At 67.2% G+C, this 18,796-nt stretch carries 16 protein-coding genes; 9 read left to right on the forward strand and 7 right to left on the reverse strand.

From position 1 onward, the window contains the following. The first annotated feature begins 1 nt into the window (after position 1). Positions 2 to 1,360 carry a diguanylate cyclase gene (locus ACFPQ5_RS13715; protein WP_379756393.1) on the forward strand — a complete coding sequence of 453 codons (1,359 nt, stop codon included), beginning with the start codon at positions 2 to 4 and terminating at the stop codon, positions 1,358 to 1,360. On the opposite strand, the gene ACFPQ5_RS13720 is transcribed toward ACFPQ5_RS13715, so the two are convergent. The 3 genes from ACFPQ5_RS13720 to ACFPQ5_RS13730 are packed head-to-tail and all read right to left on the reverse strand — an operon-like array spanning position 1,357 to position 6,115. Next, positions 1,357 to 2,922: an FGGY-family carbohydrate kinase gene (locus tag ACFPQ5_RS13720; RefSeq protein WP_379756396.1), complete on the reverse strand. Its 1,566-nt coding sequence runs from the start codon at positions 2,920 to 2,922 to the stop codon at positions 1,357 to 1,359. The genes ACFPQ5_RS13715 and ACFPQ5_RS13720 overlap by 4 nt on opposite strands. Next, positions 2,919 to 4,478 (reverse strand): glycerol-3-phosphate dehydrogenase/oxidase, encoded by a 1,560-nt coding sequence (locus ACFPQ5_RS13725; RefSeq protein WP_379756399.1) that lies wholly within the window; start codon positions 4,476 to 4,478, stop codon positions 2,919 to 2,921. Before ACFPQ5_RS13725 ends, ACFPQ5_RS13720 begins: the two co-directional genes overlap by 4 nt. Positions 4,479 to 4,522: 44 nt before the next feature. Then, a complete protein-coding gene (locus ACFPQ5_RS13730) occupies positions 4,523 to 6,115 on the reverse strand; it encodes an FAD-binding oxidoreductase (protein WP_379756402.1) in 1,593 nt (530 codons plus the stop codon). A gap of 75 nt (positions 6,116 to 6,190) precedes the next feature. Here ACFPQ5_RS13730 and ACFPQ5_RS13735 point away from each other — a divergent pair, with 75 nt between their 5' ends. The 4 genes from ACFPQ5_RS13735 (at position 6,191) to ACFPQ5_RS13750 (ending at position 10,601) form a co-directional block, all read left to right on the forward strand. Beyond that, positions 6,191 to 7,252 (forward strand): AraC family transcriptional regulator, encoded by a 1,062-nt coding sequence (locus ACFPQ5_RS13735; RefSeq protein WP_379756405.1) that lies wholly within the window; start codon positions 6,191 to 6,193, stop codon positions 7,250 to 7,252. A gap of 75 nt (positions 7,253 to 7,327) precedes the next feature. Then, the gene (gene dapC / locus ACFPQ5_RS13740) at positions 7,328 to 8,539 is read left to right on the forward strand and encodes a succinyldiaminopimelate transaminase (protein ID WP_379756408.1); all 1,212 of its coding nucleotides are present in this window, start codon (positions 7,328 to 7,330) and stop codon (positions 8,537 to 8,539) included. Positions 8,540 to 8,569: 30 nt separating this feature from the next. Further along, positions 8,570 to 9,394 (forward strand): 2,3,4,5-tetrahydropyridine-2,6-dicarboxylate N-succinyltransferase, encoded by an 825-nt coding sequence (gene dapD, locus ACFPQ5_RS13745; protein ID WP_379756411.1) that lies wholly within the window; start codon positions 8,570 to 8,572, stop codon positions 9,392 to 9,394. A 67-nt stretch (positions 9,395 to 9,461) separates the two neighbouring features. After that, on the forward strand, positions 9,462 to 10,601 hold the full coding sequence (locus ACFPQ5_RS13750; RefSeq protein ID WP_379756415.1) for a PilT/PilU family type 4a pilus ATPase: 1,140 nt from the start codon (positions 9,462 to 9,464) through the stop codon (positions 10,599 to 10,601). On the opposite strand, the gene ACFPQ5_RS13755 is transcribed toward ACFPQ5_RS13750, so the two are convergent. Beyond that, positions 10,591 to 10,896 (reverse strand): hypothetical protein, encoded by a 306-nt coding sequence (locus ACFPQ5_RS13755; RefSeq protein ID WP_379756418.1) that lies wholly within the window; start codon positions 10,894 to 10,896, stop codon positions 10,591 to 10,593. The two genes, ACFPQ5_RS13750 and ACFPQ5_RS13755, sit on opposite strands and share 11 nt — an antisense overlap. 190 nt (positions 10,897 to 11,086) lie before the next feature. Here ACFPQ5_RS13755 and ACFPQ5_RS13760 point away from each other — a divergent pair, with 190 nt between their 5' ends. Genes ACFPQ5_RS13760 through ACFPQ5_RS13775 form a run of 4 tightly spaced genes read left to right on the forward strand, consistent with a single transcriptional unit; the run spans position 11,087 to position 15,489 of the window. Then, positions 11,087 to 11,443 carry an ArsC family reductase gene (locus ACFPQ5_RS13760; RefSeq protein ID WP_379756421.1) on the forward strand — a complete coding sequence of 119 codons (357 nt, stop codon included), beginning with the start codon at positions 11,087 to 11,089 and terminating at the stop codon, positions 11,441 to 11,443. After that, positions 11,440 to 12,579 (forward strand): succinyl-diaminopimelate desuccinylase, encoded by a 1,140-nt coding sequence (gene dapE, locus ACFPQ5_RS13765; RefSeq protein ID WP_379756424.1) that lies wholly within the window; start codon positions 11,440 to 11,442, stop codon positions 12,577 to 12,579. Before ACFPQ5_RS13760 ends, dapE begins: the two co-directional genes overlap by 4 nt. Positions 12,580 to 12,599: 20 nt before the next feature. Further along, positions 12,600 to 13,490, forward strand: a complete 891-nt coding sequence (prmB, locus tag ACFPQ5_RS13770; protein WP_379756427.1) for a 50S ribosomal protein L3 N(5)-glutamine methyltransferase — start codon at positions 12,600 to 12,602, stop codon at positions 13,488 to 13,490. 10 nt (positions 13,491 to 13,500) lie between these two features. Continuing rightward, positions 13,501 to 15,489, forward strand: coding sequence for an ATP-binding cassette domain-containing protein (locus ACFPQ5_RS13775; protein ID WP_379756430.1), 1,989 nt, complete (start codon positions 13,501 to 13,503; stop codon positions 15,487 to 15,489). A gap of 115 nt (positions 15,490 to 15,604) precedes the next feature. Here the strand turns inward: ACFPQ5_RS13775 and ACFPQ5_RS13780 are convergent, their stop codons facing one another. The 3 genes from ACFPQ5_RS13780 to ACFPQ5_RS13790 form a co-directional block, all read right to left on the reverse strand. Further along, positions 15,605 to 16,081 (reverse strand): chemotaxis protein CheW, encoded by a 477-nt coding sequence (locus ACFPQ5_RS13780; RefSeq protein ID WP_379756433.1) that lies wholly within the window; start codon positions 16,079 to 16,081, stop codon positions 15,605 to 15,607. An 86-nt stretch (positions 16,082 to 16,167) separates the two neighbouring features. Further along, positions 16,168 to 18,051: a flagellar assembly protein A gene (locus ACFPQ5_RS13785; protein WP_379756436.1), complete on the reverse strand. Its 1,884-nt coding sequence runs from the start codon at positions 18,049 to 18,051 to the stop codon at positions 16,168 to 16,170. Positions 18,052 to 18,234: 183 nt separating this feature from the next. Next, complete coding sequence (locus ACFPQ5_RS13790; RefSeq protein WP_379756439.1) at positions 18,235 to 18,672, reverse strand: hypothetical protein; 438 nt, start codon at positions 18,670 to 18,672, stop codon at positions 18,235 to 18,237. Positions 18,673 to 18,796: the final 124 nt, after the last annotated feature.

Raw genomic sequence — 18,796 nt, forward strand, 5'->3', positions numbered from 1 at the left:
AATGTCTTCCCTCGCCCCCGCTCCCGCTGCAACGATGCGCCAGGCCGCCATCCTGATCGTCGACGACGCGCCGGCCCAGCTCGGCGCGATGCGTTCCATGATGCTGCAGCAGGGCTATCAGACCTTCGTCGCCAACAGCGGCGAGCGGGCGCTCTCGATCGCCCAGCGCGCCCAGCCCGACCTGATCCTGCTCGACATCGTCCTGCCCGGCATGGACGGGATGGAAGTCTGCCGCCGCCTGAAGGCCCATCCGTCGACCTGCAACATCCCGGTCATCTTCATGAGCGCGCGCACCGAGACGGACGACATCGTCGCCGCCTTCGACATCGGCGCCGCCGACTACATTCCGAAGCCGCTACGCCTGGCCGAGGTCTGCGCCCGCGTGCGCGCCCAGCTGCAGTTCCGCCGCACCAGCATGTCGCAGCAACAGCAGGCCGAGCGCCTGCGCCTGATCGTCGACAGCATGGACGAGGGCCTGATGGTGATCGAGCCCTCGGGACGCATCCAGTACACGAACCCGGCCTGCGACCGCTACCTCGGCTACGCGCCGGGCGAACTGGCCGGCGCCGCGCTCGACGCGCTGCTGGCGCCCTCGGTGGCCCAGGAATGCCTGGATTTGTTCGGCCAGGACGTACAGGGCGGCGCCGCGCCGAAAGCGCGCGGCGCACGCGAAGTGCTGATCCGCCAGCGCGACGGCAACCTGCGGGCGATGGACTTCACGCTCACACCGATGCACGCCGAGCAGCCCCTGTTCGTCGCCCTGCTGCATGACATCACCCACCACAAGCAGTCGGAAAACGCGCTGCAGCGTGCGGCGATGGTCGACCCGCTCACAAAAATAGCCAACCGCCGCCACTTCGACAACTTCCTCGACAAGGAATGGCAGCGCGCCCTGCGTACCAGCCAGCCACTGTCGCTGATCGTGCTCGACGTCGACCACTTCAAGGGCTACAACGACAGCCTGGGCCACGCCGCCGGCGACGCCTGCCTGCAGCAGGTGGCGATGGCGCTGCAGTCGCATGCGCTGCGCGCGACCGATCTCGCCGCGCGCTACGGCGGCGAGGAATTCGTGCTGCTGTTCGGCGAGACCGGTTTCGAGGCCGCCTGCGCGCTGGCCGAAACCATCCGCGCCCACATCGAATCGCTGAACATCCCGAACCCGCGCTCGACGACCTCGCCCTGGGTCACGGCCAGCCTCGGCGTGGCGACCATCGTGCCGACCCAGATCGACGACACCAAGGACTTCTTCGTGCAGGCGGACCGCGCCATGTACGCGGTCAAGGAGACGGGCCGCAACGGCGTGCGTGCCGTGAAGACCGGAGCGACCTTCGACGCCCTCGCCGTGGCGCTCGACGCCTAGAACTGCCGCGGGTAGCCGGTGATCTCGGCGATCTCGCGATACAAAGGCTGCAGTTGGCGGTACATCTTCTTGTAGACCCGCTTGTAGAGCCGGTCGTAGATCGCGCGGTTGGCGGGAATCGGCTCGAACACCCGGCCGACGCGCGTCATTGCATTTACCGCGCTGGCGAAATCCGGATACAGTCCAAGGCCGACCGCAGCGTCGATCGCCGCGCCCAGTCCCGAGGTTTCATAGACGTGCGGACGCGCGGTCGGCAGGCCGAAGATGTCGGCGGTGAGCTGCATCGCCGCGTCGCTCTGCGAGCCGCCGCCCGACACCCGCAACTCCGTGATGCGCACGCCGCTGCGCTTTTCGATGCGTTCCTTCCCTTCGCGCAGCGCGTAGGCCAGGCCCTCGAGGATGGCGCGGTAGACGTGGGCGCGCGTGTGCACGTCGCCGAAGCCCACGATCGCGCCCTTCGCTTCCCGTCCCGGCACGCGGATGCCCGGCGTCCAGTAGGGCTGCAGCATCAGGCCCATGGAACCGGGCGGCACCGATTCGGCCAGGCGGTCGAACAGCTGTTCGGGCGCCAGGTCGCCACCCAGGGCCTGCAGCTGTTCGTGGTGGCCGAACTGCTCCTTGAACCAGTTGACCATCCAGTAGCCCCTGAATACCTGCACTTCGGTGCTGTAGGCACCCGGAATCGCCGACGGATACGGCGGCACGAAGGGCGTGACCTCGACATAGCGGCGGCTGGTGGTGTTGATGGTGGCCGTGGTGCCGTAGCTCAGGCAGCCCACGTGCGGCTCGCGGCAGCCCGCGCCGAGCACCTCGCAGGCCTTGTCGGCGGCGGCCGCGAACAGCGGCGTGCCAGCCGGGATGCCGGTCTGCGCCGCGGCTTCCTCGCTGATGCTGCCCAGTTGGGTGCCGGGCGGCTGCAGTTCGGGCAGCATGCGTTTTTCTACCGCCAGCGCCTGCCACTTCCAGTCGCGCCTTGAGGCCCACCGGTGGCGCTTGTAGTCGAACGGCAGGTAGGCCACTTGCGAGCCGCTGGAGTCGATGAAGCGGCCGCACAGGCGCCAGTTCAGGTAACCGGACAGCAGCAGGAATTTGTCGGTCGCCTCCCATACCCCGGGCTGGTGCGCGCGGATCCAGTTGATCTCGGCTTCGCCGCGGAAGAAGTCGATGGTATTGCTGACCCGCGCCAGTTTAAACGCCGTGCGCCAGAAGGGGCCGATCGGCGGCACCGTGTCGGTCCTGCGCTGGTCGAGCCAGGTAATAGCGGGACGCAGCGGCTTGCCCTCGCTGTCCAGGTTGACCACAGTGCCGCGCTGGGTCGTAACGGCCACCGCGGCCACGGCTGCGCGATCGGCGCCGGGCTGTTCCCACAGACCCCGGCAGGCGCGGCACACGGCTTGCCAATAGTCTTCCGGCTCGTGCTCGGCCCAGCCTGGCTCGCGCGAGAAATAGGCCTGCAGCGGCACCTGGCACTTGGCGACGATGTTCCCGCGCAGGTCGAACAGCAGCGCGCGCACACTTTGGGTGCCGTTGTCGATGGAGAGGATGAGCGGTTCCGTTTTCATGCGTATGCGTGTTCTGCTTCGGTCGGCAGGCTGTAGTGCTTGTTCCAGGTCTGCCGGTAGGCGGCGACCTCCGTTTCCCAGTGCGCGTCGTCCCAGCCGAGTTCGGCCTGGCAGATGCTACGGATGCGAGCCAGGTGTTCTTCTCCGCCGCCGCGCAACAGCAGGCCGATGCGGGTGCGGCGCAGCAGCAGGTCTTCCAGGTGCTGCACGGCTTCGGCGCGCGCGGCCCAGCGTAGTTCGGCCCACAGGGTGTCGGTGCCGGGGATGGTGTCCAGTTCGCCGTCACGCGCGGCATCGAGCAGCGCCTGTGCCTGGGCGCCGTGGCGGCCCGCGAGGCGTCGCAACATGGCGCCCGGCATGCGCCCACCCGGCTGCGGCGGCGCGACGGGATCGAAGATGCGGCATGGCGCCAGGCCGTCGCGCCAATCCGGCAGCTGCTGTTGCGCGAGGCGCAGGGTGTCGAGCGCGATCGCGCGGAAGGTGGTCAGCTTGCCGCCGGCGACGCAGACCATGCCCGGACGCGCAAACACGGCGTGCTCGCGGCCCGCCTGCGAAGGCGTGCCGGCGGCGCCATCGTCGAGCACGGGACGCACGCCGGCATAGGTGGCGAGGATGTCCGCCTCCTTCAAACCGCATTGCGGGAATTGGGTTTGCAGAGCCAGCATCAGGTAGTCGAGCTCCGTGCGCGTGATCGCAGCCTCCTGCTCCAGGCCGTCGCGGTGGTCGACGTCGGTCGTGCCGACCAGGGTCGCGCCCTCCCAGGGAAAGGCGAACACGGGGCGGCCATCGTTTGGATGCATCAGGCTGATCGCCTGCGCCAGCGGCAGGCGCCAGGCCGGCAGCACCAGGTGGCTGCCGCGCAGCGGGCGCAGGCGCGGGCCATGCTGTCCCAGCAGGCCGGCCCAGGCGCCGCAGGCGTCGATCACCAGGCGCGCGCGCACCCGGTGCAGGGTGTCACCCGCTTCGTCGCGCAGCACGGCGCCGCTTACCTTTCCCGCATCAATCAGCAGCGAGCGCGCCGCGACGTAGTTGAGCGCGTGGCCGCCGTGGCGGCGCGCTTCGGCCAGCGTGCGCAGTACCAGCCGCGCATCGTCGGTTTTGGCGTCGGTGTAGACCACGCCGCCCTGCAGGCTGGCGCGCGCGGTGCCCGGCGCCCGCAGCGCGAATTCGGCCGCCGGCAGCCAGTGTGCTTCGCGCCGTCCGGCGAACAGGTCGTACAGCGCCAGGCCGGCCAGCATGGTGCGGCGCTTGCGCTTGCTGGCGCCGTAGTCGGCAAGCGCAAAGCCCTGCGGCTCTACCAGGCCCGGCGCGTCGCGCAGCAGTGCTTCGCGCTCGTGCACGGCTTCGCGCGTCAGTTTCACATGTCCCTGCGCCAGGTAGCGCAGGCCGCCGTGCACCAGCTTCGAGGAGCGGCTCGAGGTGCCCCAGGCGAAGTCGCGCTGTTCGACCAGTAGCGCCTTCAAGCCGCGGCGCGACGCTTCGAGCAGGATGCCGGCGCCGGTGATGCCGCCGCCGACGATCAGCAAATCCCATTCGCGCGCGCACAGTTCAGGCACGCTGTTGCTACCATGAGTGCGCCATCCCTGCGGCCAGAGGGCGCTCACGGCAGCACCAGCTTGCCCGGGTTCATGCGTCCATCCGGATCGAAACGATTGAACAGCGCGCGCATCGCCTCCAGTCCCAGGTGTCCCTTCTCCGCTTCCAGCCAGGGCGCGTGATCGGCGCCGACGCCGTGCTGGTGGCTGATCGTGCCGCCGCTGGCGACGATGGCTTCCGACACCGCGCTTTTCAGGCTACGCCAGCGCGCCAGATCCGTCTCGTAATCGCCCGCCAGCCGATAGACGAAAGTCGAATACACGCTCGCGCCTTGCGGGTACAGGTGCGACAGATGGGTGTAGGCGTGCACGCGCTCGCCGTGTTCGCCCAGGGCCTGCGCGGCGGCGGCCTCGATGGCCGCCATGGCGCCGTTCACGCCCGGCCAGTCGAGCGCCGTTTCGACCGTGTCGATGGCGTAGCCCTGGCGCCAGGCCGCATTGCGCAGGTAGACGTTGCGGAAGCGGTTGTGGCGCCAGCGCTCGCCCAGTCCCTTCCCGATGTGCACCCCGCGCTCGCCGCGTGCGATCGCAAAGGCGGCACGCAGGGCGGCACGGGCCTGTCCCTTGTTGCCGCTGGCGCCGACCAGCAGCATGCACTTGCCCTCCCCGCAGCCGCGCAGGCGCAGCCATTTCTCCAATACGCCGACCAGGCGCTTGTGGCCGGCCAGCGCCAGCATCGTCTGCGTCTCGACGGCGTTCGACAGGCGCAGCATCGACAGCGGCAGGCGCGCCTGCGCCAGCGTACGCACGGCGCGCTGGGCGCTGTCCCAGTCGGGGAAAAACACCGCATGAAAGGCTTCGTAGTCGGGCAGCTTGGTCACGCGCACCGTCGCGTCGACCAGGATGCCAAGCCGTCCTTCGGAGCCGAGCACCAGTTCGCGCAGGTCGGTGCCGGCGGCGGAGGCCGGGAAGGTCGGAATATCCAGCGTGCCGGCCGGGGTCTCGACCCTGCCGCCCGCGAACAGCTGCTCGATGCGGCCGTAGCGCAGCGACTGCTGGCCGGACGAACGGGTGACGACCCAGCCGCCCAGCGTGGAGTACTCGAAGGATTGCGGGAAGTGGCCGAGCGTGTAGCCGTGCGCGCGCAGCTGGGCTTCCAGGTCGGGGCCGGTGACGCCGGCGCCGAAGCTGGCGAGCTGGGATTCGGTGTCGAGGTTGCGCATCGCGCGCAGGCGGGTCAAGGCGATGCACAGCGTGGGCTGGTCGAGCGACGCCGTCAGGTGGCCGGCGACGCTGGTGCCGCCGCCGTAGGGAACGACGGCGGCGCCGTTCGCGGCCGCATAGGCCAGCAGCGCGCGCACTTGGTCCGCGCTTTCCGGAAAGGCGACGCCGTCCGGTACCGCGCCGAGGCGGCCATGGCGCAGGCGCAGCCAGTCGGGCAGGCTCTGGCCCAGGGCATGCAGGGCGCGTACCGAGGTGTTCGTGTCGACCAGCGGATGCGGGCTTAAGCGGCTCGCGCGGATCGCGGCGCAGGCCTGTTCGAAGCTCGCGTCGGTTGGCGCCTGGCCCGGTCCAATGCGCGCCTCCAGGAAGCCCAGCGCATCCGCATTCATCTCCACATCGATCGTCTCGTCGCCCCAGCCGTTCCACCTGCGCATGCGCCCGTCCCCTCTATACTTTTATTGACATTCATGCCAGAGTAAGCGAGAACGCCTGCCGCGTATTGCTCCTTTATGACATTGCTTTGCTCATTCGCGCCAACTATCGACACGCTCGCCCAGCGCCGGGTCACCGGCTCCTACCTGCAGCCCCTGCTCGACGCCGCCGGCGCGCGCGGCGTGACGCCGCAGGCGCTGGCCCGTGCCGCCGGTCTGCCTGATGATGCCCTGCAGCCGCTGCCCGATTCGCTGGCGGCGGAAGACTACCTGCGCCTGCTCGACGCCGGCGCGGCACTGGCCCACGACGAACACTTCGGCCTGCACGTGGGCGAATGCGTGAAGCTCGGCACCTACAGCGTCTACGGCCTGGTGCTGCTGGCCTGCCGCGACCTCGGCCAGGTCTTCGAGCAGACCATGCGCTACGAAGCCCTCGCGCACGATCTCGGACGTTCGCAGCTGACGCTGCAGGGCACAAGCGCCGAATACGCGTGGATCAGCCACTATCCGCAAGCCAGCCGCCACCTCGCCGACAGCGTCTTCGCCGGCATCCAGACCTTCGGGCGCTGGCTCGCGGGCGGGCAGCTGCCGCCGGCGTGCATCGCGTTCACGCACGCGGGCAGCGCCGGCCATGCCGAATACGAACGCGTCTTCGGCGCCCTGCCGCGCTTCGGCGCGCCCGCGAACACGGCGCATTTCGATGCCGCCTTGCTGGCGCTGCCGCTGCCGAACGCCGACATCAGCCTGTATCCGGTGCTGCAGCAGCATGCCGAGCGCCTGCTCGGCCAGCGCGCGGCATTGTGCGCGCCGCCGCCCATCGTCGCCGCCGTGCGCGCGGCGGTGATCCGCAACCTGGCGCAGGACCGCGTGCGGCTCTCATCGATCGCGGCCGGGCTGGCGCTGTCGCCGCGCACCCTGCAGCGCAAGCTGGCCGAGGCCGGGGCCAGCTTCCAGCAGGTGCTGGACGAGGCGCGTTATGCGCTGGCGCGCGACTACCTGCGCCAGGACAGCCTGTCCCTGCTCGACGTCGCCTTCCTGCTCGGCTACCAGGAGCAGAGCGCGTTCACGCACGCCTTCAAGGAATGGTCGGGAACGAACCCCGGGGCCTGGCGCGAGGAGGCGCTGCGCGGCGCCGGCTAACGGGGCACCCTGCGCGTTACTCGGATTTATCGGCATATAATGGTTGTTTTCGCATCGCGCTGACTGCTGACCGCCGTGAATCCCAACCTCGACAAACTCCATCCCTACCCCTTCGAAAAGCTGCGCGAGCTATTCGCCGGCGTGACGCCCAACGCCGCGCTGGCCCCGATCAGCCTCGGCATCGGCGAACCGAAGCATCCGACGCCGCCCTTCATCGAAAAGGCCCTGATGCATGCGGTGGCCGGCCTGTCGAATTACCCGAGCACGGTCGGCGGCGAGCCGCTGCGCGCCGCGATCGCCGGCTGGCTGGAGCGCCGCTACGGCATCCCGCCCCTCGATCCGGCCACGATGATCCTGCCGGTGAACGGCTCGCGCGAAGCGCTGTTCGCGATCGCCCATGCGGTGATCGACGCCAATCGCCCGGATCCGCTGGTGCTGTGCCCGAACCCCTTCTACCAGATCTACGAAGGCGCGGCCTATCTGGCCGGTGCGACGCCGTACTTCGTGAACTCGGACCCGGCGCGCAACTTCGCGCCCGACTACAGCGCCGTGCCCGACGACGTGTGGGCGCGCGTGCAGCTGCTGTATGTCTGCTCGCCGGGGAACCCGACCGGCGCCGTGCTCACGCTGGAAGACTGGCGCGAACTGTTCGCGCTGTCCGACCGCCACGGCTTCGTGATCGCGGCCGACGAGTGCTACTCCGAGATCTATACCGGGGCCAACCCGCCGCTGGGCGCGCTGGAAGCGGCGCACCAGCTGGGCCGCCATGCCTACACGAACCTGATCGTGTTTTCGAGCCTGTCGAAGCGCTCGAACGTGCCGGGCATGCGTTCCGGTTTCGTCGCCGGCGACGCGGCCGTGATGAAGAAGTTCCTGCTCTACCGTACCTACTGCGGCGGCGCGATGTCGCCGGTCGTGCAGGCCGCATCGATCGCGGCCTGGGGCGACGAAGCCCACGTGCAGGACAACCGCAACCTGTACAAGGAAAAGTTCCACCTGATTACCCCGCTCTTGCGCGAGGTGATGGACGTCGAACTGCCGGACGCCGGCTTCTACCTGTGGGCCGACGTGCGGCGCACCGGGCTGTCGGACACCGAGTTCGCACGCCGGCTGTACGCCGAATATAATGTGACGGTTCTGCCTGGATCCTACCTCGCGCGCGACGCGCACGGGACCAATCCGGGCCGCAATCGCATCCGCATGGCCCTGGTGGCGGGCGTCGACGAGGGGCTGGAAGCGGCCAACCGCATCGTCCAGTTCTGCCAGAGCCTGCGCGCCACGCACTAACATCCGCATCCTGAAACCGAGATCATCATCATGACCCAACAACTCCAGAACATCATCGACACCGCGTGGGAACAGCGCGCGGACTTCAGCCCATCGACCGCTCCGGCGGACGTGCGCAACGCCGTGGCCGAAGTGCTGGCCGGCCTCGACGCGGGCACCCTGCGCGTGGCGCAAAAAGATGGCGGCGAATGGATCGTCAACCAGTGGATCAAGAAGGCGGTCCTGCTGTCCTTCCGCCTGGAGAACAACGTGCCCGTCGAAGGCGGCGGCATGCAGTTCTACGATAAAGTACCGACCAAGTTCGCCAACTACACCGCAGACGATTTCGCCAAGGGCGGCTTCCGCGTGGTGCCGCCGGCCGTCGCGCGCCGCGGCTCCTTCATCGGCAAGAACGTGGTGCTGATGCCCTCGTACGTGAATATCGGCGCCTACGTCGACGAAGGCACCATGGTCGACACCTGGGCCACCGTCGGTTCCTGCGCCCAGATCGGCAAGAACGTCCACCTGTCGGGCGGCGTCGGCATCGGCGGCGTGCTGGAACCGATGCAGGCCAACCCGACCATCATCGAAGACAACTGCTTCATCGGCGCCCGCTCGGAAATCGTCGAAGGCGTGATCGTCGAAGAGAACTCGGTCATCTCGATGGGCGTGTACATCGGCCAGTCGACCAAGATCTACAACCGCGAGACGGGCGAAGTGACCTACGGCCGCGTGCCTTCGGGTTCGGTCGTGGTCTCGGGTTCGCTGCCATCGGCGGACGGCAAATACAGCCTGTACTGCGCCGTGATCGTCAAGCGCGTGGATGCGCAGACGCGTTCGAAGACAGGTATCAACGAACTGCTGCGCGGGATCTAAGCTTTCGGCTGCGCTACGGCCGGCTGCTGATTCACCACAACATCGCACCACCCGGGAGACCCACCACATGGCCATGGACCGCCTGTTCCAGCTCATGAAAGAAAAAAACGCGTCGGACATGTTCTTCGCGGTGAATTCTCCCGTCCACATCAAGATCAACGGGAACCTCATCCCGATCAACCAGCACAAGCTCGACCGCGACAACATCGATTCGCTGCTGAACGAAGTCACGACCCCGGAGCAGCTGGAAGAACTGAACCGCACCAACGAACTCAATACCGGCATCTCGGTGCCCAACCTCGGGCGCTTCCGCCTGTCGGCTTTCCGCCAGCGCGGCAGCGTCTCGGCCGTGTTCCGCTTCGTGCCGGCCACGATCCCGCCGCTGGGCGAGCTCGGCCTGCCGCCGGTGCTGGCGGAACTGATCATGGAAAAGCGCGGCCTGCTGCTGGTCGTGGGCGCGACCGGTTCCGGCAAGTCGACCACCATCGCCTCGATGCTCGACTACCGCAACGAACAGCGCACCGGCCACATCCTGACGCTGGAAGATCCGATCGAGTACCTCTTCAAGAACAGGAAATCGATCGTCAACCAGCGCGAGATCGGCAGCGACGCCCTCGACTTCGAACTGGCCCTGCGCAACAGCCTGCGCCAGGCGCCAGACGTGATCCTGATCGGCGAGATCCGCGACCAGGCGACCATGGGCGCGGCCCTTGCCTATGCCCAGTCGGGCCACCTGGTCGTGGCCACCCTGCACGCCAACAACAGCTACAACGCGCTGAACCGCATCATCGGCTTCTACCCGGTCGAGAACCGCCCCGCCCTGCTGCAGGACCTGGCATCGGCCACGCGCGCGATCGTCTCGCAGCGCCTGGTGAAGTCCGCCGCCGGGGGCACGCGCCAGCCCGCCGTCGAGATCATGCTCAATACCCGCTACATCGCCGACCTGATCGAAAAGGGTGAGCTCAGCCAGATCAAGGAAGCGATGGACAAGAGCCTCTCGCCCGGTTCGCAATCCTTCGAAGGCGCGCTGCTGGCACTGGTGCAGGCAGGCCTCGTCACCCAGGACGAGGCGCTGGCGAACGCCGACTCGGCAACCAACCTGCTTTGGCTGCTCAACAACGGGCCGGCGCAAGGGACTCAGGAGGCCGCCAATAAAAAGGACGAGCCGCCGGAAGCCTCGTTCACCGAGTTCACGCTCAATACCTGAGCCGCTGTACCGTCACCTCGGTCGTAAAGGCCAGCGGCGCGAACTGCAGGTGCAGCGACTGGTCCTGCGTGACGAATTCGAGCGGGCCGATCGAAGTCAGGCGCATCGGCTCGGTGCCGTCCAGGCGTGCATAGGGGCGGTTGCCCTTTTTCTCGATGCGCAGCGTGTCGCCGTCGGACAGCGGATAGGCCCCATACACCTCGGCCATCTCATGGGGTGCGTTGTAATACTCGGTGGCGCAGCCGGATACCAGCAAGGCAAGCGCGGCGGCCAGCGCGGCAAACATGGCTTTCATGGCGGAGCTCCTTGAAGTAGAGGGCCGCGACATGCGGCTCCTCCCCCTGAGACACCCGCGCTGCCCGGCAGTTCGGTATCTTTCGCCCCGTGTGCGACATCTCCGGCCGGGATGCGTCTATGCTATTCTCACGCCCTTCCCGATTTACTGCGCACATGGCAAGCTTCCTTGCCTCGACTTACTGACGCCCATGAACAAGACACTCTACGGTATTCCCAACTGCGACACGGTCAAGAAAGCCCGCACCTGGCTGCTTGATAACGGCGTCGACTTCAGCTTCCACGACTTCAAAAAACAGGGCCTGGACCGCGCGACAGCCGCGCGCTGGCTCGAGACGCTGGATTGGGAAACCCTGGTCAACCGCAAGGGCACGACCTGGCGCAATCTGCCGGACGCGCGCAAGGCGGCGGTCACCGACAAGGCCTCGGCCCTGGAGCTGATGTTGGAAAACACCTCGGTGATCAAGCGTCCGGTGCTGGAAGGCGACGGCCTGCTGTCGGTCGGCTTCTCGCCGGATGCCTACACGCGCCTCGTGGGGGCGGCATGATCAGGACCTCGCGCACCCAGGAGCTGGCGGCCGAACTGATCGCCCTCGATTCGATCACGCCCAACGACAAGGGCTGCCAGCAACGCCTGGCTGAGCTGCTGGCGCCGCTCGGTTTCGTGTGCGAATCGATCGTCTCGAACGGCGTGACCAACCTGTGGGCGCGCAAGGGGACCGAGTCGCCCGTCTTCGTCTTCGCCGGCCACACCGACGTGGTGCCGACCGGGCCCGTGCAGCAGTGGACCTCCGAGCCCTTCACGCCGACCGTGCGCGACGGCCGGCTGTACGGCCGCGGCGCGGCCGACATGAAGACCTCGATCGCGGCGATGGTGATCGCTTGCGAGGAGTTCATCGCTTCCCACCCCGGCCATGACGGCTCGATCGCCTTCCTGATCACCAGCGACGAGGAAGGCCCGGCCGTGGACGGCACCGCCGTCGTCTGCGACCTGCTGGAAGAACGCGGCGTGCAGCTCGATTACTGCCTGGTCGGCGAGCCGACGTCGAGCCACATCCTGGGCGACATGATCAAGAACGGCCGCCGCGGCTCGCTCTCGGGCCACCTCGTGATCAAGGGCGTGCAGGGCCACATCGCCTACCCGCACCTGGCGCGCAACCCGATCCACCAGGCCGCGCCCGCGCTGGCGGAACTGGCCGCCGAAGTCTGGGACGAAGGCAACGAGTACTACGCGCCCACCACCTGGCAGATCTCGAACATCCACGCCGGCACCGGCGCCAACAACGTCATTCCGGGCCAGCTGACGCTGGAATTCAACTTCCGCTTTTCGACCGCGAGCACGGCCGAGGGCCTGGAAGCGCGCGTGCACGCCATCCTCGACCGCCACGGGCTCGAATACGAGCTCGAATGGACCCTGTCCGGCCAGCCTTTCCTGACGCCGAAGGGCACGCTGTCGGACGCCATGTGCAGCGCGATCAAGCTGGAGACCGGCGTAGCGGCCGAACTGTCGACCACGGGCGGGACCTCGGACGGGCGCTTCATCGCCCGCATCTGCCCCCAGGTGATAGAATTCGGCCCACCCAACGCCAGCATCCACAAGATCGACGAGCACGTCGAGCTGCGCTTCATCGATCCCTTGAAGAACATCTACCGCCGCACGCTGGAAAATCTCCTGGCAGCTTAACCGGAACACGCGAGAACAACATGACCACGACTCCTTTCAGCACCCCGCGCGACCTGCTGCGCTACGCCGTTTCCCGCTTCAATGCGGCCAAGCTGTTCTTCGGCCACGGCAGCGCCGAGGCCTTCGACGAAGCGGCCTACCTGGTCCTGCACACCCTGAAACTGCCGCTCGACCGCCTCGATCCCTTCCTCGATGCGAAACTGCTGCCTGAAGAAGTGCTGCAGGTGCTGGCCGTGATCGAGCGCCGCACCAGCGAACGCGTGCCGGCCGCCTACATCACCAACGAAGCCTGGCTCGGCACCTATGCCTTCTACGTCGACGAGCGCGTGCTGGTGCCGCGTTCCTTCATCGCCGAACTGATCCCGAACTTCTTCAGCCCCTGGGTGAACGACCCGTTCCAGGTGGAGAACGTGCTCGAACTGTGCACGGGCTCCGGCTGCCTGGCGATCATGATGGCCGACGTGTACCAGAACGCCGTGGTCGATGCGGTCGACATCTCGAAGGATGCGCTGGCGGTCGCCGAGCGCAACATCCGCGACTACAAGCTGGAAGGCCGCGTGAACCCGATCGAGTCCGACCTGTACGAAAACGTCCCGTTCAAGAAGTACGACCTGATCGTCACCAATCCGCCTTACGTGAACGCCGACTCGATGAGCAAGCTGCCGCCGGAATACCTGCGCGAGCCGCAGATCGCCCTGCACGGCGGCCTCGATGGCATGGACCTGGTGCGCAAGATCGTGGCCGGCGCCGCCGAACGCCTGACGCCGGAAGGCATCCTGGTCGTCGAGATCGGCAACGAAGCCGAATACGCGGAAGCGGCCTTCGGCCACCTGGGCCTGACCTGGCTCACAACCAGCGCCGGCGACGAGGCAGTGTTCCTGCTGACCGCCGAACAACTGCAGAACGCATAAAGACACACGCATGATCCGCTTCCTGAACGTCAGCCTGATGCGCGGCACCAAGCCGCTGCTGGAAGGCGCCGACCTGACCCTGAACCCCGGCGACAAGATCGGCCTGATCGGCGCCAACGGCGCCGGCAAATCCAGCCTGTTCGCCATGCTGCGCGGCGAACTGCATGCCGACCAGGGCGAGATCGATTTCCCCGCCAAGTGGCGCATGGCCTACGTGGCGCAGGAGACGCCGGCGCTGGACCGCCCCGCCCTCGAATACGCGATCGACGGCGACGTCAACCTGCGCCGCCTGCAGGCCGAACTCGACACGCTGGAAGCGGCCGAGCACACGCAGGAAAACGGCATCGCGATGGGCCACGTGCACAGCGCGCTGGCCGACGCCGACGCCTACACCGTGCAGTCGCGCGCCGAACAGCTGCTGCTGGGCCTGGGTTTCTCGCTCGAGCAGATGCAGCAGCCGGTGGCGAGTTTCTCGGGCGGCTGGCGCATGCGTTTGAACCTGGCGCAGGCGCTGATGTGCCCTTCCGACCTGCTGCTGCTGGACGAACCGACCAACCACCTGGACCTGGACGCGATCATCTGGCTGGAAGACTGGCTGAAGCGCTATCCGGGCACGCTGATCATCATCTCGCACGACCGCGACTTCCTCGACGAGATCGTCAACGTGATCGTCCACATCGACGAACAGAAGCTCAAGCGCTACGGCGGCAACTACTCGTCCTTCGAGCGCCAACGCGCCGCGGCGATGGTGCTGGCCGCCAGCGCCCTCGAAAAACAGCAGCGCACGCGCGCCCACCTCGAGTCCTTCATCAACCGCTTCAAGGCGCAGGCCACCAAGGCGCGCCAGGCCCAGAGCCGCATGAAGGCGCTGGCCAAGATGGAAGAACTGGCGCCGCTGCGCGCGGCGGCCGAATTCTCCTTCGAATTCCGCGATCCGCTGGCCGCACCGAACCCGCTGCTGGTGCTGGAAGCCGTCGACGCGGGCTATCCGCTGCTCGACGGTCACGGCGACAAGGTCGGCGCCAAGACCATCGTCAATCACATCAATTTCTCGCTGCAGATCGGCCAGCGGATCGGCTTATTGGGTGTGAATGGCGCCGGCAAATCGACGCTGATTAAGACCATCGCCGGCGAACTGGCGCCGCTCACCGGCCACGCCACCCTCGGCAAGGGCCTGTCGATCGGCTATTTCGCGCAGCACCAGGTCGAGATGCTGCGCCACGACGAGTCGCCGCTGTGGCACCTGGCGAAGATCGCGCCGACCGTGCGCGAGCAGGAGCTGCGCAACTTCCTCGGCAGCTTCAACTTCCCGGGCACCATGGTGACCAGCCCGATCGCGCCTTTCTCGGGCGGCGAAAAGGCGCGCCTGGCGCTGGCCCTGATCGTCTGGCAGCGTCCGAACCTGCTGCTGCTCGACGAACCGACGAACCACCTGGATTTAGAGACGCGCGAGGCGCTGACCATGGCGCTGGCGCAGTTCGAAGGCACGCTGGTCGTCGTCTCGCACGACCGCCACCTGCTGCGCGCCACCACCGACCAGTTCATCATCGTCGCCGACGGCCGCCTGCAGCCCTTCGACGGCGACCTCGACGACTACAAGGAATGGCTGTTCCAGACCAAGCTCGGCAAAGGCAGCGAGGCGCTGCCGGGCGCGAAGCCGGCGGCCAAGGCGGCTGCGCCGGCTGCCGCCGCGGCGCCCGCACCGCTGGTGGACCGCAAGGAGCAGAAGCGCCTGGACGCCGAGGAGCGTCAGCGCGTGGCCGCCTTGAAGAAGCCGATCGAGAACCGCATCAAGCGCATCGAGGAGCAGATGGCCAAGCTGAATGCGAAGAAGGCCGACATCGACGCGCGCCTGCTCGACTCGAGCATCTACGAGGCCGACAAGAAGGAAGAATTGAAGAACCTGGTCGCGGACCAGGCCTTCTGCGCGCGCGATTTGGGGACGCTGGAGAACGAGTGGCTGGAGTTGCAGGAGCAGCTGGAAGGATTGGCAGCGTAAATCGGTGGGCACGGAGTGCCCACCCTACAAATGCTGCGTAAAAGCGGTGGGCTCGGGGCGCCCACCCTACCTTAAGTCGTCCGTAGGGTGGGCGCTCCGTGCCCACCGTACGCATTCACGCCACCTGCCGCTGGCTGTTCTTTTTGTCGATCGACATCAGCCGGTCGATATCGACCAGGATCAGCCTGCGCCCGCCCGTCACCCCCAACCCGATCAGGTAGTCGATCGCGCCGCCATCGGCGCCGGGAATCGGCGAAATCTGTTCCGGCAGCAGGGTCACGACGTCGGTCACGCCGTCGACCACCATCCCCATCACGCAGGTCGACAACTTGAGGATGATCACGTCGGTGGTCGGCTTGGTTTCGACCGGATGGCCGCAGAAGGCGGCGCGCATGTCGACGATGGGCATGATTACGCCCCGCGAGACGGCCACGCCCTCGACAATGGCGCCGTCGGCGGCAAAGCGTTCGAGCGACTTCAGGATGCGCAGTTCCTGCACCTTGCCGAAATCGAGTCCGTATTCGAGCCCGCCGAGCTTGAAGCTCAGGAACTGGTTGGCTGCCGGTTGAGTTGCCATGATGTCCTTGTGCATGATGATTCCTTTCGGTAACAGTCACCATGCTAGGGCCAGGCCCTCCTGCCCTCGTTGAGAGCAGTCAATCTTTCCTTACACCATCATTACAAGACCGGGCCGGCGCCGCCCCAGGCGTAGCCGCCCGCGCTTGCCGCGTGCAGGACCGTGCCGGCATTCCCGCGCAGCTGCGCCTTGATCTCGCGCGCCGGCAGGTTGTAGAAACAGGGGCCGTCCGGATCGAAGGGCAGCAGGCGGATTTGCGTCTCGCCCTGCAGCAGGCGCAGCGTCACCGCGCTGCCGGCCGCGCGCTCGGCGCGCTGGGCGGTGAAGCGCTCCAGCAGTGCCTTGCCTTCGGCCTGTTCTCCCTCGACCGCCTTGCGCGCCGCCGAGACCTCGCCGATCTTCTGTAAATCATGGGCGACGGCCTGCCCCATCTGCTTGAACTGCTGGGCCTGGGCCGGGGTCAGGCTCATCTCGCCGCTGCGCACCCGTCCGGCGATCTCGAGGTATTTGCGCACCGCGGGCTGGGCGCACAGCTGGGCCAGCTCCGCCTTGTGGCGCGCGGCGGCGGCCTCGAACTGCTGCACGCGCGCGCCGATCTGTTCCAGCACCTCGTCGATGCGGCTGCAATCGGCCGCCATGGCATACACCAGCATCTCGCTCTCGCGCCAGGGTGCGGTGGCGTCGGCCTGGACGCGGCGCGCGGCCAGGGCGCAGCCTTCGGCGGTCCCGATCGAGACCTCGTCGGCGATGATCTCGCAGTTGACGGCGTGCTCGATGCGCACCCGCGTTCCGGAGACGACGCAGTTTTCGGCGCGCTGCAGGGTGACCATGCCGGCCGTGGCCTGCAGGACCGCGTTGGCCGTCACGCCGTCGACCTGGATGTCGCCGCGCGCGTTGTGGGCGCTGCCGCCGACCAGGTTGGCGCGCAGGCGCACCATGCCGCCGCGCGAGTGGATCTCGCCGTACACGTTGCCGTGCACGGTGATGCCGTTGCCTTCGATGATGCGCTTTTCCTGGACGTCGCCGAACTCCTCGTAGTCGCCCGTCAGCTGCAGGTTGCCGGTGGTCCTGGCGCTGACGCCGTCGCGGCTGACGATCTTGTCGCCCACCGCGATGCTGTGCGTCTTCGGGTCGACGTTCAGGAAGCCGGTGCGCGCCGCCACCAGGTACTCGCCGTCCGCGCTTTTCTCGACGCGGGTGCCGTCGCCGGCATGGGTCGCGAAGTCGAGGTCGCGCGGCGCCGCCGGTTCGATCCGGATGCCCGAGAGTTCGAAGCCCGGCTTGCCGACTTTTGTCGGCAGCTTCTGCAGCAGGCGCGTGCCGCCCTTGACCTGCGGGAAGCGGTTCTGGAAGCACATCAGGTCGAGCTTGCCGTTCGAGAGCTGGCGCGGCGCATCGCTGCGGTGGATGTCGTCCGAGACCTCGACCACGGTTGCGTCGACGCCCGCTTCCGGCTCGAGGCGGCGCGCCACCACGACCCGGCCCAGCGCCGGATTGGCGATGCCGGCGCGCACGCTGGCCAGGTCGATGCCGAAGCGGATGCCCTTGAGCCACATGTCGGCCACGAATTCGTCGAGGTCGAGACGGGTCGGGACCTCGGCCTCGCCGCTGGGACCGGCCAGGAACACCGGCTCGAAGCAGTATTCGGCTTCGCCGTCGGCGATCTTCACGGAACGGTACAGTTGACGGCGCTGGGCGTTGAACGGCACGACGTCGTTGGCGAGCCGTACCAGCGGCTGGCCGTCGGGACCGGTCGGCAGCGCCGGGCCGGTGCCGTACAGCGCCTTGATCAGGACCGGATAATCGATGCCGCTGAGGATATTGCCCGACCGTAGGATGCTGTCGACGGCGGCCAATACCGTGGTGCCGAGTACGGCCGGATCGGCATAGACGCCGTCGGGACGGCGGTCGATGCAGTGCTCCGGGCCGGTCGGGGCAAAGCGCGCGGCGGGCGCGGGGGGAGGTGCGACAGCGGTATCTGACACGATCCTGCTCCAGGTGGATGGCCGGTCCTTGATGGGAAATCAAGGCATGCAGCGTGTCAGCGTATCATGTTGTTACGGATAAATAAATAATCGCCAACAACATTCTCACAAATTCTCATCCATTTGGAATGAAGGCAAAGAAAAAGCCGGGACCAGCCCGGCTTTCGTTCACTTCCCCCGTCTTCAGCGCCGCTGCGCGTTCGGGTAGATATCCATCCCCGCTTCGTTGATCTGGCGCCGCAGGTCGCGCCGCTCGTCCGGCGTCAGGCGTCCGCGCCGGCTGCCTTCGCGGTTCGGATCGTTCTGCATCTGGGCCGCCTGGCGCCGCTGTTCGTCGAAGGCGCGTTGTTGCTGCTGTTCGCGCATCTGCTCGCGCATCTGCTCATACCCGCGCTGTTCGCGCGGCTGTTCGATCTGCGGGGGCGGCGCCTGCAGGCGCTCGCCACGGACGGACGGGGGCGGCTGCATCTGGGCATCGTCACGGCGGCCATGGTATTGTGCCTGGGCCGCGCCGATACCGGTACAGGCGAGCACGGCCAGGACCACACCACGGCGCGCCAGGCGGGCGAGCCGGCTGTTCGCCTGGGCTGCTGCATTGGTTTTGTCGAGCGCGTTTGTCATGGTGTTCCTCTTCCGTGGTGCTGGATAAACGGATAAGCTGTCTTTCATTGGTTCCCAGTGTAGGGGGAAGTACGCTCCGGGATAAGCCTGATTGGGTAAAGTTTGTAACACAATGTAATGCCCT

The sequence above is a fragment of the Massilia suwonensis genome, assembly GCF_042655665.1.
Taxonomy (GTDB): domain Bacteria; phylum Pseudomonadota; class Gammaproteobacteria; order Burkholderiales; family Burkholderiaceae_D; genus Telluria; species Telluria suwonensis.